At 60.7% G+C, this 24,994-nt stretch carries 32 protein-coding genes, 1 other RNA gene and 1 pseudogene; 19 read left to right on the top strand and 15 right to left on the bottom strand.

The window, feature by feature from the left end; genetic code table 11:
• Window positions 1-53 precede the first annotated feature (53 nt).
• Both FHX09_RS02420 and FHX09_RS02415 read left to right on the top strand, forming a co-directional pair.
• A complete protein-coding gene (locus tag FHX09_RS02420) occupies window positions 54-536 on the top strand; it encodes an Lrp/AsnC family transcriptional regulator (RefSeq protein ID WP_132589267.1) in 483 nt (160 codons plus the stop codon).
• An 83-nt stretch (window positions 537-619) separates the two neighbouring features.
• Entirely contained in the window at window positions 620-1,147 is a 528-nt protein-coding gene (locus FHX09_RS02415; protein ID WP_132589266.1) for a DUF992 domain-containing protein, read from the top strand.
• Window position 1,148: 1 nt separating this feature from the next.
• On the opposite strand, the gene FHX09_RS02410 is transcribed toward FHX09_RS02415, so the two are convergent.
• The 4 genes from FHX09_RS02410 to ffs form a co-directional block, all read right to left on the bottom strand.
• Window positions 1,149-1,760 (bottom strand): LysE family translocator, encoded by a 612-nt coding sequence (locus FHX09_RS02410; RefSeq protein WP_132589265.1) that lies wholly within the window; start codon window positions 1,758-1,760, stop codon window positions 1,149-1,151.
• A gap of 75 nt (window positions 1,761-1,835) precedes the next feature.
• Complete coding sequence (locus FHX09_RS02405; protein ID WP_132589264.1) at window positions 1,836-2,159, bottom strand: YbaB/EbfC family nucleoid-associated protein; 324 nt, start codon at window positions 2,157-2,159, stop codon at window positions 1,836-1,838.
• Window positions 2,160-2,181: 22 nt separating this feature from the next.
• Window positions 2,182-4,050, bottom strand: coding sequence for a DNA polymerase III subunit gamma/tau (locus FHX09_RS02400; RefSeq protein WP_132589263.1), 1,869 nt, complete (start codon window positions 4,048-4,050; stop codon window positions 2,182-2,184).
• A gap of 47 nt (window positions 4,051-4,097) precedes the next feature.
• Window positions 4,098-4,194: signal recognition particle sRNA small type (gene ffs, locus FHX09_RS02395), an RNA gene on the bottom strand.
• Between the two features lie 88 nt (window positions 4,195-4,282).
• Here ffs and FHX09_RS02390 point away from each other — a divergent pair.
• From FHX09_RS02390 to FHX09_RS02370, 5 genes are all read left to right on the top strand, one after another.
• Window positions 4,283-4,693: an HIT family protein gene (locus FHX09_RS02390; RefSeq protein ID WP_007799015.1), complete on the top strand. Its 411-nt coding sequence runs from the start codon at window positions 4,283-4,285 to the stop codon at window positions 4,691-4,693.
• Window positions 4,690-5,652, top strand: a complete 963-nt coding sequence (gene nudC, locus FHX09_RS02385; RefSeq protein ID WP_132589262.1) for an NAD(+) diphosphatase — start codon at window positions 4,690-4,692, stop codon at window positions 5,650-5,652. The genes FHX09_RS02390 and nudC overlap by 4 nt, the downstream gene beginning before the upstream one ends.
• 25 nt (window positions 5,653-5,677) lie before the next feature.
• Entirely contained in the window at window positions 5,678-6,361 is a 684-nt protein-coding gene (locus tag FHX09_RS02380) for a YafY family protein (protein ID WP_132589261.1), read from the top strand.
• 72 nt (window positions 6,362-6,433) lie between these two features.
• A complete protein-coding gene (locus tag FHX09_RS02375; RefSeq protein ID WP_244423796.1) occupies window positions 6,434-6,658 on the top strand; it encodes a hypothetical protein in 225 nt (74 codons plus the stop codon).
• 103 nt (window positions 6,659-6,761) lie between these two features.
• A complete protein-coding gene (locus tag FHX09_RS02370) occupies window positions 6,762-7,130 on the top strand; it encodes a VOC family protein (RefSeq protein ID WP_007799021.1) in 369 nt (122 codons plus the stop codon).
• A 28-nt stretch (window positions 7,131-7,158) separates the two neighbouring features.
• On the opposite strand, the gene FHX09_RS02365 is transcribed toward FHX09_RS02370, so the two are convergent.
• Together FHX09_RS02365 and FHX09_RS02360 are read right to left on the bottom strand one after the other, a co-directional pair.
• The gene (locus tag FHX09_RS02365; protein WP_007799024.1) at window positions 7,159-8,019 is read right to left on the bottom strand and encodes a prephenate dehydratase; all 861 of its coding nucleotides are present in this window, start codon (window positions 8,017-8,019) and stop codon (window positions 7,159-7,161) included.
• 10 nt (window positions 8,020-8,029) lie between these two features.
• Window positions 8,030-8,785 (bottom strand): 3-deoxy-manno-octulosonate cytidylyltransferase, encoded by a 756-nt coding sequence (locus FHX09_RS02360; protein ID WP_132589260.1) that lies wholly within the window; start codon window positions 8,783-8,785, stop codon window positions 8,030-8,032.
• A 154-nt stretch (window positions 8,786-8,939) separates the two neighbouring features.
• On the opposite strand from FHX09_RS02360, the gene FHX09_RS02355 reads away from it, so the two are divergent.
• The gene (locus FHX09_RS02355; RefSeq protein WP_132589259.1) at window positions 8,940-9,515 is read left to right on the top strand and encodes a cytochrome c family protein; all 576 of its coding nucleotides are present in this window, start codon (window positions 8,940-8,942) and stop codon (window positions 9,513-9,515) included.
• A gap of 61 nt (window positions 9,516-9,576) precedes the next feature.
• Here FHX09_RS02355 and FHX09_RS02350 read toward each other — a convergent pair whose 3' ends face one another.
• The gene (locus FHX09_RS02350; protein WP_132589258.1) at window positions 9,577-10,524 is read right to left on the bottom strand and encodes an AEC family transporter; all 948 of its coding nucleotides are present in this window, start codon (window positions 10,522-10,524) and stop codon (window positions 9,577-9,579) included.
• A 474-nt stretch (window positions 10,525-10,998) separates the two neighbouring features.
• On the opposite strand from FHX09_RS02350, the gene FHX09_RS02345 reads away from it, so the two are divergent.
• The 4 genes from FHX09_RS02345 to FHX09_RS02330 all read left to right on the top strand — a co-directional run bounded on the left by FHX09_RS02345 (window position 10,999) and on the right by FHX09_RS02330 (window position 13,551).
• On the top strand, window positions 10,999-11,208 hold the full coding sequence (locus FHX09_RS02345) for a cold-shock protein (RefSeq protein WP_037083657.1): 210 nt from the start codon (window positions 10,999-11,001) through the stop codon (window positions 11,206-11,208).
• Between the two features lie 51 nt (window positions 11,209-11,259).
• Window positions 11,260-11,799 carry a hypothetical protein gene (locus FHX09_RS02340; protein WP_184449260.1) on the top strand — a complete coding sequence of 180 codons (540 nt, stop codon included), beginning with the start codon at window positions 11,260-11,262 and terminating at the stop codon, window positions 11,797-11,799.
• Window positions 11,800-12,152: 353 nt separating this feature from the next.
• Window positions 12,153-12,392, top strand: coding sequence for a hypothetical protein (locus FHX09_RS02335; protein ID WP_132589256.1), 240 nt, complete (start codon window positions 12,153-12,155; stop codon window positions 12,390-12,392).
• 166 nt (window positions 12,393-12,558) lie between these two features.
• Window positions 12,559-13,551 (top strand): adenosine kinase, encoded by a 993-nt coding sequence (locus tag FHX09_RS02330; protein WP_007799030.1) that lies wholly within the window; start codon window positions 12,559-12,561, stop codon window positions 13,549-13,551.
• On the opposite strand, the gene FHX09_RS02325 is transcribed toward FHX09_RS02330, so the two are convergent.
• Entirely contained in the window at window positions 13,544-14,083 is a 540-nt protein-coding gene (locus FHX09_RS02325; protein ID WP_007799031.1) for an SH3 domain-containing protein, read from the bottom strand. The two genes, FHX09_RS02330 and FHX09_RS02325, sit on opposite strands and share 8 nt — an antisense overlap.
• Before the next feature lie 181 nt (window positions 14,084-14,264).
• Between FHX09_RS02325 and FHX09_RS02320 the strand changes: the two genes are divergently transcribed.
• Window positions 14,265-15,266, top strand: a complete 1,002-nt coding sequence (locus FHX09_RS02320) for a D-glycerate dehydrogenase (RefSeq protein ID WP_132589255.1) — start codon at window positions 14,265-14,267, stop codon at window positions 15,264-15,266.
• Window positions 15,267-15,362: 96 nt separating this feature from the next.
• Here the strand turns inward: FHX09_RS02320 and FHX09_RS02315 are convergent, their stop codons facing one another.
• The 3 genes from FHX09_RS02315 to recF are packed head-to-tail and all read right to left on the bottom strand — an operon-like array spanning window position 15,363 to window position 17,778.
• Window positions 15,363-15,836, bottom strand: coding sequence for a GNAT family N-acetyltransferase (locus tag FHX09_RS02315; RefSeq protein WP_183720898.1), 474 nt, complete (start codon window positions 15,834-15,836; stop codon window positions 15,363-15,365).
• Window positions 15,833-16,657 carry a molybdopterin-synthase adenylyltransferase MoeB gene (locus FHX09_RS02310; RefSeq protein ID WP_132589253.1) on the bottom strand — a complete coding sequence of 275 codons (825 nt, stop codon included), beginning with the start codon at window positions 16,655-16,657 and terminating at the stop codon, window positions 15,833-15,835. The genes FHX09_RS02315 and FHX09_RS02310 overlap by 4 nt, the downstream gene beginning before the upstream one ends.
• Entirely contained in the window at window positions 16,654-17,778 is a 1,125-nt protein-coding gene (recF, locus tag FHX09_RS02305; RefSeq protein WP_132589252.1) for a DNA replication/repair protein RecF, read from the bottom strand. The genes FHX09_RS02310 and recF overlap by 4 nt, the downstream gene beginning before the upstream one ends.
• Window positions 17,779-17,945: 167 nt before the next feature.
• Between recF and FHX09_RS02300 the strand changes: the two genes are divergently transcribed.
• The 4 genes and pseudogenes from FHX09_RS02300 (at window position 17,946) to FHX09_RS02290 (ending at window position 20,117) form a co-directional block, all read left to right on the top strand.
• Window positions 17,946-18,659: an LssY C-terminal domain-containing protein gene (locus FHX09_RS02300; protein ID WP_007799045.1), complete on the top strand. Its 714-nt coding sequence runs from the start codon at window positions 17,946-17,948 to the stop codon at window positions 18,657-18,659.
• 412 nt (window positions 18,660-19,071) lie between these two features.
• Window positions 19,072-19,242, top strand: a pseudogene (locus tag FHX09_RS29600) (carbon-nitrogen hydrolase family protein); the annotation flags it as partial.
• Between the two features lie 128 nt (window positions 19,243-19,370).
• On the top strand, window positions 19,371-19,556 hold the full coding sequence (locus FHX09_RS29595; RefSeq protein ID WP_245505429.1) for a hypothetical protein: 186 nt from the start codon (window positions 19,371-19,373) through the stop codon (window positions 19,554-19,556).
• A gap of 93 nt (window positions 19,557-19,649) precedes the next feature.
• A complete protein-coding gene (locus FHX09_RS02290; protein WP_183720904.1) occupies window positions 19,650-20,117 on the top strand; it encodes a truncated hemoglobin in 468 nt (155 codons plus the stop codon).
• A gap of 6 nt (window positions 20,118-20,123) precedes the next feature.
• Here FHX09_RS02290 and FHX09_RS02285 read toward each other — a convergent pair whose 3' ends face one another.
• Both FHX09_RS02285 and FHX09_RS02280 read right to left on the bottom strand, forming a co-directional pair.
• Window positions 20,124-20,645 (bottom strand): GNAT family N-acetyltransferase, encoded by a 522-nt coding sequence (locus FHX09_RS02285; protein WP_132589489.1) that lies wholly within the window; start codon window positions 20,643-20,645, stop codon window positions 20,124-20,126.
• A gap of 21 nt (window positions 20,646-20,666) precedes the next feature.
• Window positions 20,667-21,233, bottom strand: a complete 567-nt coding sequence (locus FHX09_RS02280) for an XRE family transcriptional regulator (protein WP_132589251.1) — start codon at window positions 21,231-21,233, stop codon at window positions 20,667-20,669.
• Window positions 21,234-21,374: 141 nt separating this feature from the next.
• Here FHX09_RS02280 and lepA point away from each other — a divergent pair, with 141 nt between their 5' ends.
• Window positions 21,375-23,207, top strand: a complete 1,833-nt coding sequence (lepA, locus tag FHX09_RS02275) for a translation elongation factor 4 (protein ID WP_132589250.1) — start codon at window positions 21,375-21,377, stop codon at window positions 23,205-23,207.
• 63 nt (window positions 23,208-23,270) lie between these two features.
• On the opposite strand, the gene FHX09_RS02270 is transcribed toward lepA, so the two are convergent.
• The gene (locus tag FHX09_RS02270; RefSeq protein ID WP_132589249.1) at window positions 23,271-23,726 is read right to left on the bottom strand and encodes a GFA family protein; all 456 of its coding nucleotides are present in this window, start codon (window positions 23,724-23,726) and stop codon (window positions 23,271-23,273) included.
• 97 nt (window positions 23,727-23,823) lie between these two features.
• A complete protein-coding gene (gene rfbC, locus FHX09_RS02265; protein WP_132589248.1) occupies window positions 23,824-24,354 on the bottom strand; it encodes a dTDP-4-dehydrorhamnose 3,5-epimerase in 531 nt (176 codons plus the stop codon).
• A 192-nt stretch (window positions 24,355-24,546) separates the two neighbouring features.
• On the opposite strand from rfbC, the gene FHX09_RS02260 reads away from it, so the two are divergent.
• The gene (locus tag FHX09_RS02260) at window positions 24,547-24,924 is read left to right on the top strand and encodes a DapH/DapD/GlmU-related protein (protein ID WP_246699384.1); all 378 of its coding nucleotides are present in this window, start codon (window positions 24,547-24,549) and stop codon (window positions 24,922-24,924) included.
• Window positions 24,925-24,994: the final 70 nt, after the last annotated feature.

The following is a 24,994-nucleotide window of genomic DNA, read 5'->3' as shown; positions in this document are numbered from 1 at the left end:
AGGAAATCATCGGAGAAACCATCGTTCAACCGATGAATTAAAGGCGAATAAAGATGGCCGATTTCGTGAACCGACAACTCGACCCGACTGACATGCTGATCATCGAGATCATGCAGGCAGACGGGCGCATTTCCGTTTCCGAACTGGGGCGCAAGGTCGGTCTTTCGCAGCCGGCCGCGTCCGAGCGGCTGAAGCGTCTGGAAGAACGGGGAATCATCGAGGGTTATGGCGCCCGCGTCAATGCTGCGGCACTCGGGCTGGGCATGATGGCAGTCATTCGGCTGCGTACCACCCACGAACATATCCGCGCCTGTCTTAAGCAATTCTCGGAAATGCCACAGATTGTCGAGGTTCTCAGACTGACAGGCGAGGATTGCTTCGTGCTCAAGGCTCTGGTCCCTTCACCATCCGAGCTTGAAATCATCGTCGACAGCATCGCGCGTTATGGCGCGGTCACGACCTCCCTCGTATTGCGCGGCGAACCGATGAAGCCGATCGGCCGCGAACTGGTGAAACTGGCGCGACACTACCTCTAACGTGATTTCGACCACTGCCACTTGTTGACGAGGCCGAGGGTCCTAGATTTTCACGCACGGGGTGTAAATCGAAGGAGGCTCGCATGTCCATCGCACGATTTATCGCGGCTGCAGTTATCGCCGCAACAGCCACGACCTTCCTATCAGCAACGCCGGCGGCAGCCCGCGTCAAGGTCGGCTCGCTGGGCTGTGACATTTCTCCTGGATTCGGCGTCATCATCGGTTCGAAACGGACGCTCAACTGCATCTTCACTCCATCTTCACCGGGACGGCCGAGCGAACGCTATACTGGTACCATCACCAAACTCGGCATCGATATTGGCACTCTCGCCGGCGGAGGAATGATTTGGCTCGTCTATGCACCGACCAACCGGATCGACGGGGCTCTGCAGGGCAGTTACTCCGGCGTTGCGGCCAACGCGACGGTCGGCCTCGGTGTCGGAGCCAATGTCCTTATCGGCGGCTTCGAAGGCTCGATCGCTCTGCAACCGGTCTCGGCGGAGGGTACATCCGGGCTCAATATTGCGGCCGGCGTTGCCAATATGATCCTGACCTGGGTACCGCCGGCACCACCGCCACCGGCCCCCAAGCGGCACATCTCACAGAGATAGCCTAGCGCATCGCGATTGCCATTGCAGCGCCGGCCATCGTGCCGGCGCTGGCGCGATTGGCCATACGCACGGCGCGGCGGCTCTTCAGGAACCCCCTCGCCTTGGCTGCAAGCAGTGCCCAGCTGATATCGATGACGATCAGCACCAGAAACATCGTCACCACGAGTTCGGCCCAGCCGACAATGGTCACAGCGCGGATATCGATGATCGACGGCAGCAGCGCCATGTAGAACATCATGATCTTCGGGTTGCCGAGCGTCACCGTCATGCCGGCAAGGAAAAGCTTCAAGGGTGATTGCGCATCAGGCAGCGTTTCACCGTCACTATCCGGCGAGGCGAACCACATCTTCCAGGCGAGATAAAGCAGATAGCAGACGCCGAGCCACTTGATGGCCACAAAAGCATAATGGAAGGTTTCGGCAATTGCGGCGAGACCGGCGACGGCGCAGGTCAACCAGATCGCCTCGCCAAGCCACATGGCCGCCAAGAAGGGAAGAACGTCGCGCGCGCCCTTGGAGATGACACGGGCAACGAGCGCAGCGACGCTCGGGCCCGGAGAGCCGGCCGCCACGAACAACGCGCAGGCAAAGACAAACAGACTGGTCAACGTCATCTGCAATCCTCCTTATTGCGTGATGGAAGCGATGCCAGCGCAACCGACGCCGCCCTTTTTGATCCACTGGCGGGGTCAGAACGGCATCTTGAAGCCGGGAGGAATCGGCAGGCCGGCGGTCAGCGCCTTGGTCTTTTCAGCAGCAGCAGCTTCCGCCTTGTCCTTGGCATCCTTGTGCGCGGCAACAATCAGGTCTTCGAGAATCTCGACATCGTCTTCCTTGAACAGCGACGGGTCGATCTTCAGGCTCTGCATCTCGCCCTTGCCGTTGAGAATCACGGTGACGAGACCGCCACCCGATTTGCCTTCCGCATGGAGTGCGGCGATCTCCGCCTGCATCTTCTCCATCTTGGCCTGCATTTCCTTGACTTTGCCCATCATTCCCATGATGTCGCGCATCGTCTCGCTCCTTCTCGATACTTTAGAAAATTATGTCGTCGCCTGGTAGGATATCGCCCTCGTCGGATTCGGCAGCGGCGGGCGCTTTAACCTCCTCTTCCTCATCGGGCTCCGGCGCCCGCACGCGAACGTCGATGATCTTGGCGCCCGGAAACTGTGCGAGGATCGCCGCCACATCCGGATCCTGGCGGGCGTCGCTGACCTGCTGCGCCTTGGCGCTGGCTTCGGCCTCGACAATCGTCGGCTGCCCCGCCTCGCGGCTGAGGCTGACAATCCAATGGATGCCAGTCCACTCCTTGAGCTTGACCGCCAGTTCATTCAACAGCGTACCAGGGGCGCCTTCCGTCAAATTGACGTCGAGGCGGCCGGGCTCAATGCGAACAGGGCGAACGAAGTTGCGCACCAGTGCCTTGATCTTGGCGTCGCGCTTTTCGCCGGCCAGATTGGCGATATCAGAGATGGAATTGACCGGCACCGATGGCTTCGGCGCCTCGGTGGGCTTTGTCTCAACGCGACCGACCGGCATGCTCTGGGGATCCGGATTGGGCACCGCACGCAGCATGGCGGTCGGGCCGGCGGGCTGCGGACGCGGGATCGACTCCGTCGATCGTGCCGCCAGATTGCCCTGATAGTTCACCGTTGCGCCGCCACCGCCATTGCCCGATGGGGCGGACGGACGCCGGTCACCGTTCGTCTCGGAAAACTCGGCGAGACGACGAGCAGCATCCTCAGGCGCCGGCAGATGCGCGGCGTGCGCCAGTCGGATCAGTACCATCTCAGCGGCTCCGGCCGGGCGCGAGGAGCCTTCGGCCTCCGGAATGCCTTTCAGCAGCATCTGCCAGATGCGCGACAACGCGGTCACTGCCACGCCCTGTGCGAATTCCGCAGCCTTGGTGCGTTCGATTTCACTCAGCGAAGGATCGTTCGCCGCATCCGGCACATATTTCAGCCGGGTGACCAGATGCGTGAAATCGGCAAGGTCGGTCAGCACCGCAACCGGGTTGGCGCCGGCTTCGTACTGGCTCTCGAATTCGCTGAGCGCTGCTGCGACATCGCCTTTGACGATGTGATGAAAGAGATCGACGATGCGGGCGCGGTCGGCAAGGCCGAGCATGCCACGCACCGTTTCAGCCAACACCGCGCCACTACCATGGGCGATTGCCTGATCGAGCAGCGATAGGCCATCACGCGCCGAGCCCTCGGCGGCACGGGCAATCATCGCCAGCGCATCGGGCTCAGCCTCGATGCCTTCCTTCAATGCGATCGTGGTGAAAAGGCCGACGAGATCAGAGGCGCTGATGCGGCGCAGGTCGAAGCGCTGACAGCGCGACAGGACCGTGATCGGAACCTTGCGGATCTCGGTGGTGGCGAAGATGAACTTCACATGCTCCGGCGGCTCTTCGAGCGTCTTCAGCAGGCCGTTAAAGGCCTGCGTCGAGAGCATATGCACTTCGTCGATGATGTAGACCTTGTAGCGCGCCGAAACCGGGCGGTAACGCACCTGCTCAATGATCTCGCGGATGTCATCGATACCGGTATGAGAGGCGGCGTCCATCTCGATGACGTCGACATGCCGGCCTTCCATGATCGCCTGGCAATGCTCGCCGGGGATGCGCAGATCGATCGTCGGCTTGTCGATCTCGCCCGTCTTGTAGTTCAGGGCGCGAGCAAGGATGCGGGCAGTCGTCGTCTTACCGACCCCGCGAACGCCGGTCAGCATGTAGGCCTGCGCGATACGGCCGGTCTCGAAGGCGTTGGTCAGGGTCTGGACCATCGGCTCCTGGCCGACCATCAGATCCGTGAAATCCTTGGGGCGGTATTTGCGTGCCAGCACCCGGTATCCGGTGCCCGTCGAGGCGGCATCTTTTGACTGTCGCTCGGTGTCGCTCATCGCCCTGCTTAGCGCCCGGACTAATCGGGCAAAGGATGGAGAGAAGGGTGGGAGGCTGGCACGATGACCCGTGCCGGGCTCGTTAGGGCTGCTTCCTTCCGGACCTGACCCGGTTGGCGAGTGGCTCGTCCACCACCAACCTCCCGGATGCACATATCGGCAATATCGCCATCAAAAGCAAGCCAAGCTCAAAAAAAACTGCTAGCCTCAAGAAAACATGGAGGAATGCCTGTTGGATGATTTCAAGCTCGACCGTCGGTTGGAAAGCGACAGCGACAGCGTCATGCAGACGGGGCTGTGCGATCTCCGGCTGTCGAAGGATGCCCGCTGGCCGTGGCTGATCCTCGTGCCGCGGAGGTCCGAGGTCACCGAAGTGTTCGAGTTGACCCCACTCGATCAGGTGTTGCTGACGTTCGAGACCGAGATGGTCGCCGCCGCGCTGAAGAAGACGACCGGCGCCACAAAAATCAATATCGGGGCTCTTGGCAACATCGTCCGCCAGCTTCATGTTCATGTCATTGCCCGCTTCGAAGGCGATGCCAATTGGCCAAATCCGGTTTGGGGCTTTGGCAAGGCGGAACCTTATGCGGCGGATAAGAGAGATGACCTTATAGAGAAGTTGCGGGAAGCCCTTTCATCATGAGCCGTTCGCTTTTCGATTCGGATGTTCCACATCCGGAACCCAGCAGCCTGACTGCCTTTGCTGCCAACGACCTGATCCGCGATTCCGAACATCGCGACGAGACGTCAGTCGACAAGGCCCTGGCCAAGGAAGGGACGCATATCTTCGCCTTCGCCGGCGACAAGCTGGTCCTCAAACATGACGGGCAGGTGCTCGATCCGCTGTTTGCACGCTATGAACTGAAGGACCTGCAGCCGAACTGGGACGAAACAGTGCTGCTCGGCTATCGCAAGACCGGGGAGCCGCGTCTCGCCGTGCCGGTGGGTGTGCCGGAAGAGGAACTCGCCAGCCATTACAAGCCCTCAGATGGGCGTTCGCTGTTCCGCGAAATGCTGATCGACGAAGTCCTGCTCGGGGAGTTCGCCCAGGGAGCAAGCCTCATCCGCTGGAATCGGGACAACAAGTTCTGCGGGCGCTGCGGCTCGACCATGGAGATCCATATCGGCGGCTACAAGCGCGTGTGCGCTGCCTGCGGACACGAAATCTTCCCGCGCACCGATCCCGTCGTGATCATGCTTGTCATCGACGAGGAGCGCGATCTCTGCCTTCTTGGCCGCAGCCCTCATTTTGCGCCGGGCATGTATTCCTGTCTCGCCGGTTTCGTGGAGCCGGGAGAGACGATCGAGAACGCCGTGCGACGCGAGACACTGGAAGAATCCGGAATTCATACGGGAAGAATCCGCTATCACGCCTCGCAGCCTTGGCCGATGCCGCATACACTGATGATCGGCTGCTACGCCGAAGCCAAGTCCAAGGACGTCAAGTTCGACAGCCAGGAGCTGGAAGACTGCCGTTGGTTCACGTGCGAGGAAACGCTGGAGATGCTCGAGCGCCCGAGCGCAACCGGCAAGGCACCGCCTCCCAAGGGGGCAATCGCCCATCGGCTGATGCGTGATTGGGTAGAGTGGAAAAGGCAATAAGGCCAGATAGAATAAGGCCAATGACATGGCGCGCTCCGAACGCCTTTTGACGCTGCTGCAAACCCTGCGACGCTATCGCCGCCCGGTCAGTGGTGCCGTGCTCGCAACGGAGACCGGCGTCAGCATCCGCACACTTTACCGGGACATTTCGAGCCTGCAGGCGCAGGGCGCTTTGATCGAAGGAGAGCCGGGCCTCGGCTATGTACTTAAGCCGGGCTTCATGCTGCCGCCGATGATGTTTTCACAAGACGAGATCGAGGCGCTCGTTCTCGGTTCGCGATGGGTCGCGCGTGCCGCAGATCCGCGGCTTGCCGCTGCCGGTGCAGACGCGCTGGCCAAGATCGGGGATGTGCTACCGCAAGAGATGCGCGACGAAATCGAAACATCGACGCTGCTCGTCCACCTAAAGCCGCCCGTCGCCGACAAGGCCGACCTCGGCGCCATTCGCAAGGCAATCCGCAGTGAACGCATCCTCACGCTGACTTATTCCGACGAGAGCGGCACCGTCTCCGTCCGCAATATCTGGCCTTTCGCGCTGAGCTATTTCGAACAGGTGCGCGTTGTTGTCGCCTGGTGCGAATTGCGTCAGGATTACCGTCACTTCCGCACCGACCGAATCGTCGAGATGATCCCGCAGGACGGGCGTTATCCGCGCCGACGCGCGGTGCTTCTGAAGGAATGGCGGGACCAGCAGGAAATTGCGCACTGATCTCGATGCTACTGCCATAAACTGACAGTGGTCAGCGCTACTATCGGTACCAATCCAACAGGAGGACCGATGATGACGAGCTTGAAACTCTCCCGATCGACGCGTGGAATTGATCCGGTCGAGGACAGCCCCGACCATGCAGGATACCCGCAATCCACGCTCCTTCGCATGATGCTGAACGCGTCGCGCCAGATGGCACGGAGCAAGTATCCACGGCTCGATCCGGAAGCGTTGTCCGAGACGATGAAACGCGATCTCGGCTTTGTGGACTGGGGTCGCCCCTGCCACGAAGGATAGACTGCAAGAACGAACTCCCAAGACGCATAACCGACCGCCGCCGCTGCCGATGAGTGCAGCGGCATTTCTTCGCCTGCCATCATCTCACGACGAGGATCACCCGATGAATAGCCCGAACCTTATCATTCTCTACGTCAAGGACCCCGCCGAAAGCGCTAGTTTCTACAAGTCCCTGCTCAACCGCGAGCCGGTGGCCGAAGCCCCGAACTTCGTCGCTTTCGCACTCGACGGCGGCTTTACGCTCGGCCTCTGGCGCCTGAGCAAGGTTACGCCGCAGCCGTCCGCCACCGGCAGCCGCGCCGAGATCGCCTTCATGGTTCCCGGAGAGAACGGCGTGTCAACGCTTTACGAGGACTGGCGCAAACGCCAGCTGCCCATCGCGCAGGATCTAACAGACATGGATTTCGGTCCGACCTTCGTCGTTCTCGACCCGGACGGCCATCGCTTGCGTGTGTGTGAGCCAGATAAGTAAACAAAAAAGGGCGCCCGGAGGCGCCCTTTCATTTTTGTAGCTGGCCCCGCATCGGATGGCCCCTGTAGACGCCCAGGATGCGGACCTTCTCGGAGAAAAAGCGCAGTTCCTCCAGTGCGCGCCGGACGTTTGGATCGTTCGGATGTCCTTCGATGTCGGCATAGAACTGCGTCGCGACAAACTTGCCACCGAGCTGATAGCTCTCCAGTTTGGTCATGTTGATGTTGTTCGTCGCAAAGCCGCCGAGCGCCTTGTAGAGCGCGGCCGGGATGTTGCGGACGTTGAAGACGAACGTGGTGACAAGCTTCTCTTCGTCCGAGTTGCGATGCGCCCATTCCTCGTCGCGCGAGAGGACGACGAAGCGGGTGACATTGTTTTCGGTGTCCTCGACGTTCTCGGCCACGATGTCGAGGCCATAGAGATCCGCAGCAAGACGCGGCGCAAGCGCCGCCATCGAGCGGTCTCCGGTCTCCTGGACGAGCTTTGCGGCGCCCGCGGTGTCGCCGGCGATCACTGGCTTCCAGCCGTGCGAGCGAACGATCTTGCGGCACTGGCCGAGCGCATGGATATGACTGTGAACCGTGCGGATCTCATCCTTGGTGACGCCGGGAAGCACCATCAGCTGGAAGCGGATCGGCATGAAATACTCGCCGATGATGTGCAGGCGGGACTCCGGCAGAAGGTGATGGATGTCGGCAACGCGACCAGCGATCGTGTTCTCGATCGGGATCATCCCGATATCGGCATCGCCATTCTCAACCGCCACGAATGCATCCTCGAACGTCTGGCATGGCAGCGGTTCCATGGTCGGAAACATGTCGCGGCACGCCATGTCCGAGTTCGCGCCGAATTCACCCTGAAAGGCGATCCTGTTGGTCTTGATATTCATGGAAAATCCGTCACTTCGATCTTGCGGAGAGAATGCGCCGCGCCTTTTCAAGGTCGGCGGGAGTATCGACACCGAGCGGAACCGTGTCAACGATCTCGACATCGATGCGCATTCCAGCCTCCAGAGCACGCAGCTGTTCGAGCGACTCGCGCTTTTCCAGCGCCGATGGTCCAAGCGTGACGAAACGCTCCAGGGCCGACCGGCGGTAAGCATAGAGGCCGATATGGTGATAGAGTGGTCCGTCGCCGTAGGGTGCTGTCGCGCGCGTGAAGTAGAGAGCCTTCAGACGGCTTTCGGAGAGCGGTGAACCGACGACCTTGACGATATGCGGCGCGGTCTTGTCCGCCTCGTTATCGATCGCGATCGTGAGTGTTGCGATGTCGACGCTCGGGTCCTCCAGCGGGCGCAGTGCGGCACGAACGGTTTCCGATTCGATAGTCGGCAAGTCGCCCTGCACGTTGACGACGAACTTGGCCTTCCCTTCCGGATCCACCTTTATGAGAGCCTCATAGATACGATCCGAACCGGACTGATGATCCTTGCTTGTCATGATGACTTCGAAGCCCGCCTCGGCGACGACATTGTAGACCTGCTGATCATCAACCGCGACGACAACACGACCGATCGCAGACTCCCTGGCACGCAGGGCCACCTGAACAATCATCGGTAGGCCGCAAATATCGGCAAGCGGTTTGCCCGGAAGACGGGTCGACGCCATGCGGGCCGGGATCAGCACGAGCACGTCATCTAAATTTGGACTGGTCATTGTTCAGGCCTTCTAATCCGGGCGGAAAGGTGTCAAAAAGTCTCACGCAGCAGCCCATTTAGACTGTTGCAACGAATAGCCAAAAGACATAGGTTCCGCGCGATTTCAAGATGGTCCGGTTTTATGTCTGCCGGCTGCAAGGGGAGCATTGCAGATGAATTCATACGTGAATACGGCGGTGGGGGCACTGCTCGGGACGGTTTTCGTCCTGATGTCTATCTCCATCGCGTCGGAGGGGATCTTTCATTCGGAGACGCCCGAGAAGGAAGGTTTCGCGATCGTCGCCGAAGAGGTCCCCGCCTCTGGTGGCGGCGAGGCCGCACCGGCTGCAGCCGTTCCGATCGCGCAGCTGCTTGCAAAGGCGGACGCCAAGGCCGGTGAGACTGTATTCAAGAAGTGTCAGGCCTGTCATGACGCGACCAAGGGGGGGCCAAACAAAGTTGGCCCGGGCCTCTATGGTCTCGTCGATCGTCCAATCGGCACACACGAGGGCTTTGCCTATTCGTCAGCTATGAAGGACTTCTCCAAGGGCGGCAGCGAGAAGTGGACTTTCGACCGTCTGAACCACTTCCTCACAGCGCCGAAGAAGTATGTTGCCGGCACGGCAATGGGCTTTGCGGGGCTTCCGAAGGACACGGATCGCGCCAACGTCATCCTCTACCTTCACACTCTGGCCGATTCGCCGGTTCCGCTTCCCGATGCAAACGCACCGGATAGCGCGACGCAGTAAGTGCTACTCGGTTCCAGAAGGAACATTGCAGCCCGGCCCCAAGCCGGGCTTTTTCTTTGCGCTAGGCGCCGAGCAAGAGCGCCCAGAACGATACGGAGATGGCACCAAGCGCCGTCGTCAGCGTGATCGTCGATGCCGCTAGGCTGTGGCCGACGCCGAAACGATTGGCGATCAGCCATGCGTTGACGCCCGTCGGAACGGACGAGATCAGTACAAGGGCGGCCGTCCAGTCGCTGGCGAGCCCGACCAGATGGCTGGTCGTCCAGACGCAGGCGGGCAACAGCAGCAGCTTGAAGGCAGAGGTGACGCTGGCGATGCCCGCGTTGCCGGATAGTCCGTATTTTTCGAGCGCCATGCCGAGTGAGATCAGCGCAACCGGCCCGGCGACGCCGGCAATCTGATCAACGATGGATTCCACGGGCCCCGGCATGGTGAGGCCTACAAGATGCATCGCAGCACCCCCGGCTAGGCCGATCACCAGCGGGTTTCTGAGGAGATTCTGAGCGATCTGGCGCACCACTTTGGCGATGCTGCGCTCCTGTTTGCCGGCGATCTTGTGTTCGGCGCGCTCCATCATGATGGTCCCGATGATCATCATCACAGGCAGATGGACCGCGATCAAGATGGAGAGCGGCACGAGGCCCTTGTCGCCTACCGTTCGCTGGACAAGCGGTAGGCCGATGAAGATTGTGTTGGCGAAGGCTGACGACACGCCGGCGAGCACGCCAATGCGGTCATCGCGCCCGAAGAAACGCGTCGCGGCGATATGGGCCGCGACCCATGTCACTGCAACACCGGCGAAGTAGGCGATCCAGAGGCGGAACGGCGAAGCACCGTGAAAATCGGCCTCGGCGATCGTGCGGAACAACAATAGCGGCACGGCGATCTTGAAGACGAATTCGCTCAGCGCATCGCCGATCTCCGCTTTCATCAGCCGCAATTTCACGGTCAACCAACCGATAAGGATCATGATGAAGATGGGAAGGACGTCGAAGATGATGGCTGTCATTCAATGCGGCTGCCTTGCGAGAGATGATTATGCGTAGCAGCAAATCGGACGGGATGACAAACACGCTGGTCACAAAAACAAAAAAAGCGGGCCTCGCCCGCTTTTCGCATCCGGCCTTGCCGGACAGCCGGTTCGCGATACTGCCAGTCCATCCGTGGTCAGCGTCGCTCCGGTCTCGTCGAAGGGCATCATCCCTTCTTCATTGGCTGCGGCCCGCAAGCCGCTCATGCCAATCTCGTTGAGGATTTTATAGGGACGGAAAATGACGCGGGGATGACATCAGGACGGCATTTTTTTGCGAAGAAGTCGGCGGCGCAAAGCGACTGCTTCCCACCAAAGGCACAACGCTGATCGACGCATGAAATGTCGCCGGCGCGGCCGGCCACAACATCCCTGTTGTCAACGCTCTTGTGCCGGCCGGCAAAATCGTGCGATGTCCCATATCGGCTGGGGAGACCAACATGGGGGTAAGTTTTGCCAACAGGTAAAGTCAAGTGGTTCAACCAGGACAAGGGCTTTGGGTTCATCACGCCGGATGACGGAGGCACCGATATTTTCTTGCACATCACGGCCGCTCAAAGAGGCGGAATCGACGCCGTGAAGGAAGGCATGAACATAGCGTTCGAAGTGGCGCAGGATCGTCGGACCGGCAGAACCTCTGCCGATAATATCCGGCAGCTTTGAAATGATCAGTGCGGCCGAAAGGCCGCACTGGCTTTGACGTGCGGAGACAATATGAAGCGTAGCTTTACTGTCGGCCTCTTCATGCTTGCGGCTACCGGACCGTCATTTGCCGATGATGCGAGCTCCAAACTTGCGTTTTTCTACGACAGCTGCGTTTCCTCCGGTCCAGATTTCGAGCGCACGTCCGAGCGCGCGAAGGCAGAGGAATGGCCTTCAATGGCACAGGACCTGGCGCTGACTTTCACGCCGATGGAAAACCCGAAGACGCTGGAAGGATGGATCGTCAGTGGTGGCGAAGCTGAGAGCTTTCGAGCGCTCGTGATCTCACGGGCGGAGGTCGGCGGCAAGATCGTCGAAGGCTGCACGGTCGCATTGGGCGACGTCGACGCAGCCGTCTTCGAGGCGGCCTTGGTCGAGAAGGCGAACGCTATCTCGGCAGGTCAAGAGCAAGGACAGGATCGCGTCTATAAGCGTTATACCGCCACCATCAACGGGCGCAGCGAAGCGATCACCTTGACACTTCCGCTCTATGCAAAGGGCTCCGATCAGATTATCGCCAGCGCTGTGGCAGAGCAGCAGATCGAGCACTAGATCGCCCGCCACAGGCCATGCGGCCGTTTCAGGTTATATGAGATTTTAATTCCGGGTGCCCGGCGTCCGAATGGCATGACTATGGCTTTGTCCCCATCCTTATGACGAGACGTGGCGAACGTCGGTCAACGGTCGACGGCATCTTCACATCGCCGTTTGCCAACCGGCAGGAACCGTACATGCGTCGCCAAAGGAAGCCATTTGTCGTGGAGATCAAGAAAACACGCCGGCTTTTTCCCAGGCCGCCATCAAAAAGCGACGTTCCTTTGGAGAAGGCCAACCTCGACGATGTGAAGCGCGTCCCCCAACGAGTTTGTACCGGGCGCGCGACCAAACGACGAAAGGCAATTAGGATGGTAAGCAGGAGCCTCCCTCATGAGTATTTTTTCCTCGACGGCTTGCGGTCCGACGGACCGGTTATCGGCCATATCGACGGCAAGCCGATCCCCGCTCGCGTGATCGACATTCGAGGCAGCCGCTATCGCTTCGTCGGCGTTGTCCGCCGCGATCGACGTGGCAGGCTCGATGTGTCCGCCTTGCGCAAGAACGAGTGGCTTGTGGTCCCCGACCTCATCTATGCAGCGGTCGCCTGAATAGCCTCTCGCCGGACCACTACAATGCCACGGAGGGCTCGTTGCATCGGCAGGAGCGGATTTTTGTGACAGGATGGACGCTCGAAGCGGCATTTCCGCTTCCCATGCGGCAAAAATTCGCTAAGACCGGTCACCGGCTATCACCAAAACCGGGACCTTCCCTTTCATGACCAAATTCGATGTTCTGACTGTCGGCAACGCCATCGTCGATATCATCGCGCGTTGCGACGACCAGTTCCTCATTAACAACGAGATCACCAAGGCGGCAATGAATCTCATCGACGCCGAGCGCGCCGAACTTCTCTATGCGCGCATGGGACCGGCAGTGGAAGCCTCCGGCGGCAGCGCTGGCAACACGGCAGCAGGCGTCGCGAGCTTCGGTGGCAAAGCGGCCTATTTCGGCAAGGTCGCGGAAGACCAGCTCGGCGAGATCTTCGCCCACGATATCCGCGCACAGGGCGTTCACTATCAGACGCAGCCGAAGGGGACGTTCCCGCCGACCGCGCGCTCGATGATCTTCGTCACCGACGACGGCGAGCGCTCGATGAACACCTACCTCGGCGCCTGCGTCGAACTCGGGCCTGAGGACGTCGAGGCCGAGGTGGTTGCCCAGTCCAAGGTCACCTATTTCGAAGGATACCTCTGGGATCCGCCGCGCGCCAAGGAAGCGATCCGTGAATGCGCTCGCATCGCTCATGAGAACGGCCGCGAGATGTCGATGACGCTCTCCGACAGCTTCTGCGTTGATCGCTATCGCGGCGAATTCCTCGACCTGATGCGCTCCGGCACCATCGATATCGTCTTCGCCAATCGCCAGGAAGCGCTGGCGCTCTACGAAACCGACGACTTCGAAGAAGCGCTGAACAGCATCGCCAAGGACTGCAAGATCGCAGCCGTGACGATGAGCGAGAACGGCGCGGTGATCCTGAAGGGCAACGATCGCTTCTATGTGGATGCGATCAAGATCAAGGAATTGGTGGATACGACCGGCGCGGGCGATTTGTTCGCCGCCGGCTTCCTCTATGGCTACACGCAGGGCCGGACGCTGGAAGAGTGCGGCAAGCTCGGCTGCCTTGCGGCCGGCATCGTGATCCAGCAGATCGGCCCGCGTCCGATGAAGTCGCTAGCCGAGGCCGGCAAGCAGGCGAACCTTATTTAAAGGCTTCGCCCGGATAAGCGCCCCAGATTTCCGACTGCGCCACCCAGCCTTCGGCGCCGTCGGTTTTGGCGAAGCACCAGTCGCCATTGCATTCACCGATGTTCATCATGACGCCGGGCTCCAGCTTGGCAACGACGCTTGCCGACGGCAGGGCGTCGCGGCGCATGTTGACGTAAACGGACTTGCCCTTACCTTTCATCCACGGGGCAGCGATCGCCGCACGCGAACCCGACAGCAACGATTGGTTGACCCAACCCTCGGTGCCGTCCGCATCGCGGATCTGACGCCAGTTATCGTATTCCTGGATAATCTCGACGGGCAGGCCGGCCTTCAGATACATCCACGAGGCGGCATAGTCCGTGCCGGGGCCAATGCGCAGGTTGACGCGCTTGGACTTGAGCGTGACGAAACGCGGCAGCGGCAGGCCGCTCGGTCCCTTTGCCGCCTGTGCGGTGGCCATTTCAGCAGTTCCCGCCGAAAGTACGAAACCGATCGCAAGGGCGAGGCAAGATTTCAGGACTTTGCTATGCATGGGGCTTCCGTTTGCTCAGAGGAGGGCAGGACTGCTGCCTGATTCCGGGAATTCGACATTCCTACGCACGCTGGACGAGTTTTGTTTGTCTTCGCGCGCGGGTCTGGTAGAAATTGCCCGGAACGGGAAAATTATCCCGCGTCTTGGTTAAGGACCTCTGAACAAGTTAGCGCCAGCGCACATGACGACGAAGAAAAAACCGAAGGTCTACATCACGCGGAAGCTGCCCGATGCGGTCGAAACGCGTATGCGCGAACTCTTCGACGCGGAACTCAATATCGACGATGCGCCGCGCTCCAAAGCCGAGCTGATTGCCGCCGTCAGAAGCGCCGATGTACTGGTTCCGACGGTCACAGACCGAATCGACGCGGCCCTGATCGAGGAGGCCGGACCACAGCTGAAGCTGATTGCCAGCTTCTCGAACGGCACCGACCACATCGACGTGGAGGCGGCAGCTCGCAAGGGTATCACGGTTACCAACACGCCGAACGTGCTGACCGAGGACACGGCCGACATGACCATGGCGCTCATCCTCGCCGTGCCGCGCCGGCTGGGGGAAGGTGCGCGCGTGCTGACCGATCGGCCGGGTGAATGGGCTGGATGGTCACCGACATGGATGCTCGGGCGGCGCATCCACGGCAAACGCATTGGCATCGTCGGCATGGGCCGGATCGGCACCGCCGTCGCCCGCCGCGCCAAGGCTTTCGGACTCTCAATCCACTACCACAACCGCAAGCGGGTCAACCCGGCAACGGAAGACGAGTTGGAGGCAACCTATTGGGAGAGCCTCGACCAGATGCTGGCACGTGTCGACATCGTCTCGGTCAACTGCCCGTCGACACCGGCGACCTTTCATCTGCTGTCGGCGCGTCGTCTGGCGCTGCTGCAGCCGACGGCCTATCTTGTCAACACCGCCCGTGGCGACGTGATCGATGAGGCGGCGCTGATCAAGAGCCTGCGGGAGGGCAAGCTGGCAGGCGCTGGTCTCGACGTGTTCGAGAACGAGCCGGCGGTCAATCCGAAGCTGATCAAGCTGGCCAATGAAGGCAAGGTCGTACTTCTGCCGCACATGAGTTCGGCGACGATCGAAGGCCGCATCGACATGGGCGACAAGGTGATCATCAATATCCGCACTTTCATCGACGGCCATCGTCCGCCGAACCGCGTGCTGCCAGGCCGCTAAAGCAGTTCAGTGCTTCGCGGAATCCCTGATCTGCTTATCCTATTGTTTTTACGCAATTCCGGACAGAAACCGCACCGCACTTTTCCTGGAATTGCTTTAGGCCGAGACCCGCTTGCGCATCTCGATCGAGGTGGTCCTGGTGAAGCCGGGATGTGCGTTTTCGGCGACTTTCTCAAATCCCCAGCGCGAGAAGACGTCGTGATTTTCGACGAGCTCGATGCGTGTCTCGAGCCGCAGCGACGCGAGACCGCGGTCCTGCGCCGCCTGTTCTGCCACCGCCAGCAGCCGACGGCCGACGCCCCGGCCTTGCGACTCCGGCGCGATCGCCAGCTTACCGATGTAAAGGCAATCCTCCTCCGGCCGCAGGAAGATACAACCGCTCAAGGTGTCGCCTTGCATCGCCGCATAGGCGATTTCGGCGCACGCCTTGTCGGCAAGCGTCGCCGGCGTGAGCTTCAAGGCAGAGGATGGCGGATCGATGCGATCGTTCATATAGGCGAACGACGACAGGATCAGTGCCAGCAGCTCGTCCCATCGCTGAAAGCCTTCGTCGATGCGGACGATCTTCATGACGCTTGGCTCTGCCTCGGGCGCCGCCGCTTATAGCGGATCGTGTCGAAGCGCGCAGCAAGCGCGTCGTAGAGCAGTAGCCGGCCGATTAGCGGTTCACCGGTGCCGGTAATCAATTTGATTGCCTCCATCGCCATCAGCGTGCCAATCACGCCGGTCAGCGCGCCGATGATGCCGGTTTCCGCACAGGCCGGGATCAGACCAGCCGGTGGCTTCTCCGGAAAGAGATCGCGATAGGTCGGGTTCGGCGTGCCATCCTCCGCCGTCTCATAGGGTTTGAGCACTGTAACGGAGCCGTCGAAGCGTCCGACGGCACCCGTCACCAACGGGATTTGTGCCGTCTCGGCGGCGTCGGCTGCAGTATAGCGGGTATCGAAATTGTCCGAGCCATCGATCAGGAGGTCGAAACCCGAGAGATGGCGGCGGGCAGAGTCCGGTGAAAAGCGCTCCTCGAAGCGGATCACATTGACGTGCGGGTTCAATCGGGCGATCGCGAAGGCCGCACTTTCCGTCTTCAGCTCACCGATCGTGCCGGAATCGTGGATCACCTGCCGTTGCAGGTTGGAAAGCGAAACCCGATCGTCATCGGCAATGCCGAGCGTGCCGATACCGGCGGCGGCGAGATATTGCAGGACCGGCGCTCCCAGCCCACCGGCGCCGACGACCAGCACACGGGCGGCTTTCAGTTTCTGCTGGCCTGCGCCACCGATCTCGGGAAGCAGGATATGACGCTGATATCGCGCGATTTCTTCCGGGCTGAGGGGTTCCATAAGCGCGATGCTAACACGGCCTTTGGCTGAGGGGGAAGCGACATCGGTCATTCGAAAACCTTTCCGTCGGCAACGGTGAAGAATTGCGCACGCTCACCGAGGGCGGAAAACATCGCGCGGTCTGTACCCGTCATGAAGGCCTGACCGCCCAGTGCGTCGATGAGGTCGAAAAGGGCAGCACGCCTGCCTTCGTCAAGATGCGCGGCGATCTCGTCGAGCAGCAAGATCGGCGCGTGGCCGGTGAGATTGGCAACCAGCCGGGCATGGGCGAGAATCAACCCCACCAATAGCGCCTTTTGCTCGCCGGTCGAACAGCGCGCCGCTTCCATCTGCTTTTGCCGGTGGCGGACGATGAGATCGCCGCGATGCGGGCCGTCGAGCGTGCGGCCGGCGCCGCTATCGCGATAACGGCTTTCGGCAAGCATGGCGGCGTACTCGTCCTCGAGATCGACAGCGGGCCGCGAGAACTGGCCGTCCATAAAGCCAGCGAGTTCGAGCGCCGCAGCCGGAAATGGGGAGGTATCGTGCGTTTCCTCTATGAGGCGGGCGAGAAGGCCGAGCATCTCCTGGCGCGCCATCGCCATGGCAATACCAAGGCTCGCCATTTGCTGTTCGATGCCGGAAAGCCAAGCGGGATCGAAGCGGCGCTCGTCGAGCAGCTTGTTGCGGCTGCGCATGGCGCGCTCGAAATCGCTGGCGCGACGGCCGTGAGCAGGATCAAGCGAGAGCACCAAGCGATCGAGAAAACGGCGGCGCTCGGACGAGCCGCCGGTGAAGAGGCCATCCATCGAGGGCGTCAGCCACAGGAGGCGCAAATGGTCGGTCAGTTCGTCGGCCGACTTTGCCGGCGTGGCATTGATACGCAACCGCCGGGAGGCGCTATCGTCGGTGGTGTCGACGCCGGTACCGATCTCCACCTCGCCTTCCATGCCGTCGAGTTCAGCGAAAATCGAAAAGCCGCCATTCGCGCCGACGCGGGTAATGTCGCCATAGGTAGCACGGCGCAAACCGCGGCCCGGCGACAGGAGGGAAACGGCTTCCATCAGATTGGTTTTGCCGGCGCCATTGTCTCCTGTCAACACCACATGCCGACCGTCGAGCGACAGCGAGACCGACGCGTAGTTGCGAAAGTCGGTCAGCTTGAGACGGGACAGGGAGACCTTGCGCGGCATTCGACATCCGGATTCGTGATGCCCGAGAGCTAAGCGCAACGGGGGCGGATGGCAAGGGTGCGGGACGCAGTAGCGATGCCGATGTGCGCATGAGCGCACATGCGGACGCGATAGATGGTGCATCTCCGGAGGATCGTATGATAATGTCGAGACCGGGTGGGGGTGTGATGAGACGTTTGACGAGAACGCGGACAGCGATTGGCGGTGTAGCGGCCCTGTTGGTTGCGTATCTGGTTGTTGCCTATTTCTTCATTCCTGAAATATGGATCCATCGCGATGCCGGCCGCGTCGCGGAATTCGGTCCAATGGTGACAACCACCGAACAGGACATTCCCGGCGACCCAATCAATGTGGGGCTTGTCGGCTCGAGGGAGGAAGTGCTTCGAGCATTCGCAGCGGCAGGATGGGATCCAGCCGACAAGATCACGCTGCGAACATCGGCCGAAATCGGCTTGAGCGTCGTGCTCGATCGACCCGACCTCGACGCTCCCGTGAGCCCATTGCTGTTCGAGGGCCGCAAGCAGGATCTGGCGTTTGAAAAGGCCGTGGGCAAGAGCGCCGACGAGCGCAACCACGTCCGTTTCTGGGAAACGAAGAGTACCGGTGAAGGTGGGCGCCCACTGTGGCTCGGCTCGGCGAGCTTTGACCGCGGGGTCGGTTTCAGCCACGACACCGGCCAGATCACCCATCACATTGCACCCGATGTCGACGCCGAACGGGATCTGACCATCGGTGATCTTCAGACAGCCGGGCAATTGTCGTCGACCTACGAGATCGCGGGCATAGGCGCCACGAAGACCGGCCGCAACGGTGGCGGCGATCCCTATTTCACCGATGGGAAAGCGCTGGTCGGCGTGCTACGCGGCGTTGCCACACCCTAACCTCGCTTCCACGCAGCGTGAAATCGGCGAAAGATGCGGAGCGAATCACGAGAGGTGCGCCGTTGAAGATCGCCGCAGCACAGACCTCGGTTTCTCCCGACATCACGGCGAATGGCAGCGCAGTCCGAAGCATGATAGCAGCCGCGCCCGCCAGCGGCGTGCGTGTCATCAACTTCTGTGAAGGCTCGCTTGCGGGATATTCGAAGTTCCAGATGCTGGATCCCGACGACTGGAGGAGCTTCGATTGGCACAAGCAAGAGGCGGAACTGAGAGCGGTCGCGGATCTGTGCAGCGATCTTCGCATCTTTGCGGTCGTCGGTGACGCACATCGGTTGGCCGAAGCCACCCGCCGCACAATAGCCTTTATCTCTTCTCCGACACCGGGACACTTCTCACCCGCTACGACAAGAGGTTCTTGTCGAATAGCGAACTTGGCGGGTGGTATTCTCCTGGCACCGCACCGATCACCTTCGATGTTGACGGCTATCGATTCGGTTGCGCTATCTGCATCGAATCTACGTTTCCTGAGGTGTTCCAGGAATATGCGAATCTCGGTGTCGATGCCGTGCTCTTCTCCTCGTAGGGCATTGCCGAGTATTTCCGGATTGCGCTCCGCGCACATGCGGGGCTGAACTGCATCTGGACAGGCGGTGCGACGCCGGCGCAGAAGGCTGCCAAAGGGCCGGCCGGCGTCATCGGCCCGGGTGGAAAATGGGTGACGCAGTGTCCGCCGCTCCCGAACCAAGCTTGGCCATCGCCGTGCTCAATTGCGATGACCCTCTCTACGACATTCCGCTTCAGGGGGCCCAGCCATGGCGGCTGAGGGCGCGGCAGGGCGACATCTATCGCGAGAAGATGGTCGACGATCCCAGAAGCGAAAACAGAAGCGGCTATTGACGCGCAATGCTGCCTTGCGTCGCAGTGCCTTCATCTTCATGCGTCAGCCGCCTATATGAGCGAGGTCGCGGTTGCGACGTGCCGGAGTTCATGATGGGTACCGAAATACAGGGCCGTGCAGCGCATGTGGCCGCCATTCGCGAGCGCGCCGAAGCCGAAATGAAAGCGATGGGCATCGACGAAGCGTTCATTGATCGGCTGGTCGAGACGTTCTATGGCCGCGTGCTGCAGCATCCGACGCTTGGACCGGTGTTCGACGCCCGGCTTTCCGGCCGTTGGCCCGAGCATATGCAGAAGATGAAGAGCTTCTGGTCGTCTGTCGCGTTCCGCAGTGGCGCCTATGGCGGCAAGCCGGTTCAGGCGCATACCGGTGTTGCGAACATGTCACCCGATCTCTTCCCGCAATGGCTGGCGCTGTTTTCCGAGACGCTTAGCGATATCGCCCCGAGCCTGGATGCCAAAGCCTGGTTCATGGCGACCGCCGAACGGATCGCTAGGAGCCTGACGCTATCGCTGTTCTACAATCCCGCGCTCGACGACCCGCAGCGCAAGCCCGCCTAGGCGATTTCAAGCAACACGTTTGTAGAAAAGCGTCGTAGCGCAGAGGCCGCCTTCCGGCCACAGAGCATAATCCGGGATGACACCGACCCGCTGCCAGCCAAGCCGCAGATAGATCGCCTCGGCGTTACTGCCGGTTGCCGTGTCGAGCACGAGCAGCGTCTTGCCGCGCCCGGCGGCTTCGCGTTCCGCGGCATCCATCAGCAGGCGCGCCAGTCCCTTGCCGCGAGCGGAGCGATGCACCAGCAGCTTCTTCAGATCGCCACGATGCGGCTGGTTCGGCATCTGCGCCGCCCCGACCTGCACCGTGCCGACGGCCCTGCCGTCGATCTCGGCCACGAGGAGCAGCGTCGCGCCTGACGCAACGGCATCGGCGACGCCCTGCCAATAAGGTTCGGCATCGGCGTTGGTGTAGGGTTGCATGAAGCCGACCGAGGCGCCGCCATTCACGCAATCGGTCAGCACCTCGCAAAGGTCAGGAATCGCCGTTCGGGCTTCTGCCGCATCAAGCAGGCGAATTATTGCTGTCATCATTTTCTCCAATGAAATGAATTAGCGCCCGCGCCTGTCGAGCACGACGCAATAGCGGGCGGGAGTGTTGCCGGGGTTGTGAAAAACATGGCCTTCGCTGACCGGCATGAACAGGCAGTCGCCAGGCAGGAGACGGTAGACCGTTTCGCCTGTCGTCATCTCCATTTCGCCATCAAACAGCCAGATATGCTGCATCATGCCGCTGCTGGCCGCATGCGGCGGGAAACTGACGCGGGCACCGGCTGGGAATTCGACGTCGACGATATCGACGTCCGAGGCGGTTCCCGGCGGCGAGACGGAGCGTCTGACATAACCCGTCTCCGGATCCCGCCAGACCTGCTGTTCCTGCTGGCGCGACAGCGGCGAAACCTCGCCCTCCTCTGCAAAGAAGGCGGAAAGCGATAGACCGAGTGCTGCGCAGACCCGCGCCAGCAGCGACGCGGTCGGGCTCGCCTCGCCGCGCTCGATACGCGAGATCATTGCGCGGCTGACGCCCGACTCGTTGGCGAGATCATCCAGCGTCAGCTTCTTCTGCACTCGCAGCTTGCGGATGCGAACGCCGATCGCCATTTCCAATCCCTGATCCATCACCGAATCCACTTTCTCCACTATAATAGAAATGCATAGTCTGATGATGGAATCAAGCGCTGCGTTTCCGTCCGAGAAACAGTCATTTATCGTAAACGAACTCCTGCTTTTCCGCTTTGCGGCAAGGGGCGGCGCTGCTATATGGCGCGCATGAGCACCAATCCGACGACTCCGCTTTCCCATATCCGCAACTTCTCGATCGTGGCCCACATCGACCACGGCAAATCCACGCTTGCCGACCGCCTGATCCAATCGACCGGCGGCCTGGCCGAGCGCGAGATGTCCGAGCAGGTGCTTGACAACATGGATATCGAGCGCGAGCGCGGCATCACCATCAAGGCCCAGACGGTGCGCCTGCACTACAAGGCCAAGGATGGCGAAACCTATATCCTGAACCTGATCGACACGCCCGGCCACGTCGACTTCGCCTACGAAGTCTCCCGTTCACTCTCTGCCTGCGAAGGCTCGCTGCTCGTCGTCGATGCCAGCCAAGGGGTCGAGGCGCAGACGCTTGCAAACGTTTATCAGGCAATCGACAACAACCACGAGCTGGTCACTGTCCTCAACAAGATCGACCTGCCGGCGGCCGAGCCTGACCGCATCAAGGAACAGATCGAGGAAGTGATCGGCATCGATGCCTCCGAAGCAGTGCTTATTTCGGCAAAGACCGGCCTCGGCATCCCCGACGTTTTGGAAGCGATCGTGCAGAAGCTGCCGGCGCCAACGAGCCCCGGCGGCGAAAAGGCGCCGCTGAAGGCACTGCTCGTCGACAGTTGGTACGACACCTATCTCGGCGTCATGGTTCTTGTCCGTGTCATCGACGGCGTGCTGACCAAGGGTCAGACGATCCGCATGATGGGCACGGATGCCAAGTACCAGGTGGAGCGCGTCGGCGTACTGACGCCGAAGATGGTCAATGCCGACAGCCTCGGCCCCGGCGAGATCGGCTTCATCACCGCCTCGATCAAGGAAGTCGCCGATACCCGCGTCGGCGATACAATCACCGAGGACAAGCGCCCGACCGCCGAAGCCCTGCCCGGCTTCAAGCCGGCCCAGCCTGTGGTTTTCTGCGGCCTCTTCCCGGTCGATGCGGCCGATTTCGAAGACCTGCGCGCGGCCATGGGCAAGCTTCGCCTCAACGATGCGTCCTTCTCTTTCGAGATGGAATCGTCGGCTGCCCTCGGCTTCGGTTTCCGCTGCGGCTTCCTCGGCCTGCTGCACCTCGAAATCATCCAGGAACGCCTTGAACGTGAATTCAATCTCGACCTGATTGCCACCGCGCCTTCGGTCGTTTACCAGCTGACGATGACGGACGGCAGCGAGCGCGAGCTGCACAACCCGGCCGACATGCCCGATGTCGTCAAGATTGACGAGATTCGCGAACCCTGGATCAAGGCGACGATCATGACGCCCGACGACTATCTCGGCGGCATCCTCAAGCTCTGCCAGGACCGCCGCGGCATCCAGACCGAACTCACTTATGTCGGCACCCGCGCGATGGTGACCTACGAACTGCCGCTCAACGAAGTCGTCTTCGACTTCTACGACCGTCTGAAGTCGATTTCGAAGGGCTACGCGTCCTTCGACTATCACCTCGAAGGCTATCGCGCCGGCAACCTCGTAAAGATGTCGATCCTCGTCAACGGCGAGCCGGTCGACGCTCTCTCGATGCTGGTACACCGCGCCGCCGCCGAAAAGCGTGGCCGCGACATGTGCGAGCGGCTGAAGGAGCTGATCCCAAAGCACATGTTCAAGATTCCGATCCAGGCAGCGATCGGCGGCAACGTCATTGCCCGCGAGACCATCTCGGCGCTGCGCAAGGACGTGACGGCGAAGTGCTACGGCGGCGACGCCACCCGCAAGCGCAAGCTTCTGGAAAAACAGAAGGAAGGTAAGAAGCGCATGCGCCAGTTCGGCAAGGTTGAGATCCCGCAGGAAGCCTTTATCGCTGCGCTCAAGATGGGCGACGAGTAAGGAACCATTTTCAGCCCGGCCGGCGCGACGCATGGCCGGGCTGCTACATGATCCCGCCTTGCCTCAGTTGCAGGCCATGTACTCCTTCACCAATCCTTCATAGGCGTCCATCTCGGGCAGCGCCTCATAGCTGCGGACGGCGCCGGTTTCGGCAAAGGGCAACTTTTCGCGCGTCCAGGTTTCGATAAACGGTTTGAACCAGCGCGGATCGTCCAGCATCGTCGGACGAAGGTTCACGAACCAATCCATTCCCTCCGACCGTGTGAACATCCACGTCATGCAGTGGCCACAGAAATAGTGATGCGCCTCGGCACCGTGCAGACCGCCGATCACGGGCTCCCCTTCCGTGATCGCAAAACCTTCCGCCGGAATCGCGGCGCTCAGCGAATAGGCGCTCGACGACATCTTCTGGCAACCCGTGCAATGGCAGGCCATGGTCAGCAGCGGCTTGGCGCTGATCTTCAGTCGCACGCGGCCGCATCGGCAGCCGCCCTCCCAAGGCAGAATGACTTCGCTCATCACGTCCTCCATTCGTCATGCTCAATCTAGCGGCAGGCAGTCCGGCGTCAAACCTAACAGCCGCGAACGGCAAACGTACCGACAGCCGCAGCGCTTCCTAGAGCATCGGGAAGTTGCGATCCCGCTCGGACATCTGCGCGACGGGCAACGGCCAGGCTATCGCGATCCTGGGGTCGAGCGCGTTGACCCCGCCTTCGGCCCCCGGCGCGTAAGGCTTGTCGTGCAGATAGATCAGCTCGCAGTTTTCGGTCAGCGTCTGGAAGCCATGGGCAAAACCAGGCGGGATCATCATCGAACGAGCGTTCTCGCCGGAGAGAACCTCACCATGCCATTGGCGATAGGTCGGCGAACCCGGCCTCAGATCGACAGCCACATCGAACACGGCTCCGGCGAGGCAGGAGACGAATTTCGCCTCGTCGTGCGGGGCCTGCTGGAAATGCATCCCGCGAATGGCCCCCTTTGCCTGTGTCATCGTGTGATTGATCTGCGCGATGCAGCCGACGCCGAAATCGGAAAGCTCCTTAGTGCAGAAGAAACGCGAGAAGAAGCCGCGCTCATCGCCGAGGCGCTGACGCTCGATGACGACGAGGTTGCTGAGGGCAGTGGGGATGCGGGTGAAACGGGACATCTGTTCGCGACCGAGAAGCAAGCACGCTATCTAGCGTCATACTCCATAGCGCCGGCAATTCAAGACGTACACCAAGTTCGCCTCAGGCCATTGAGTTGGCTACGCACATCTGTATAAGCGAGCAGTCCCCTGCGCGAATCGAGAACGAGAAACGCTGTGATCATTATCCATCCCACGGCACGGATAAGTGCCTTGGCCGATATCGAGGATTCAACACGAGGAACTTCGATTTCCATCGGTGAAGGATCCATGATCGACAGCTTCGTCAAGATCAAGCCGGCCGGTGGAACGGGAGATCTCCAGATCGGACGTTTCTCCTACGTCAACAGCGGTTGCGTGTTCTACACCGGTAACGGCATCTCGATTTCAGACAATGTTCTTATTGCCGCTAACTGCACGTTTGCGCCCGTCAACCATGCCTATAAGGATAGCGGGAAACTGATTCGGGAGCAGGGATTTCTGCCGAGCCGGGGAGGTATCATTGTCGAGGATGATGTCTGGATTGGCGCAAACTGCGTTATCCTGGATGGAGCGATCTTGCGTCAAGGCTGTCGTCTAATCGCGCGGTAAAATGCAAGCCCTTTTTTGAACATCGAAGCTGTCGTTTGCCGGGAGCAGTGTCGTCTTCGCGGTCGATATT

The organism is Rhizobium sp. BK538 (genome assembly GCF_014197575.1).
Classification (GTDB): Bacteria; Pseudomonadota; Alphaproteobacteria; order Rhizobiales; family Rhizobiaceae; genus Rhizobium.
This window is presented reverse-complemented; position numbering and strand designations above follow the sequence as displayed.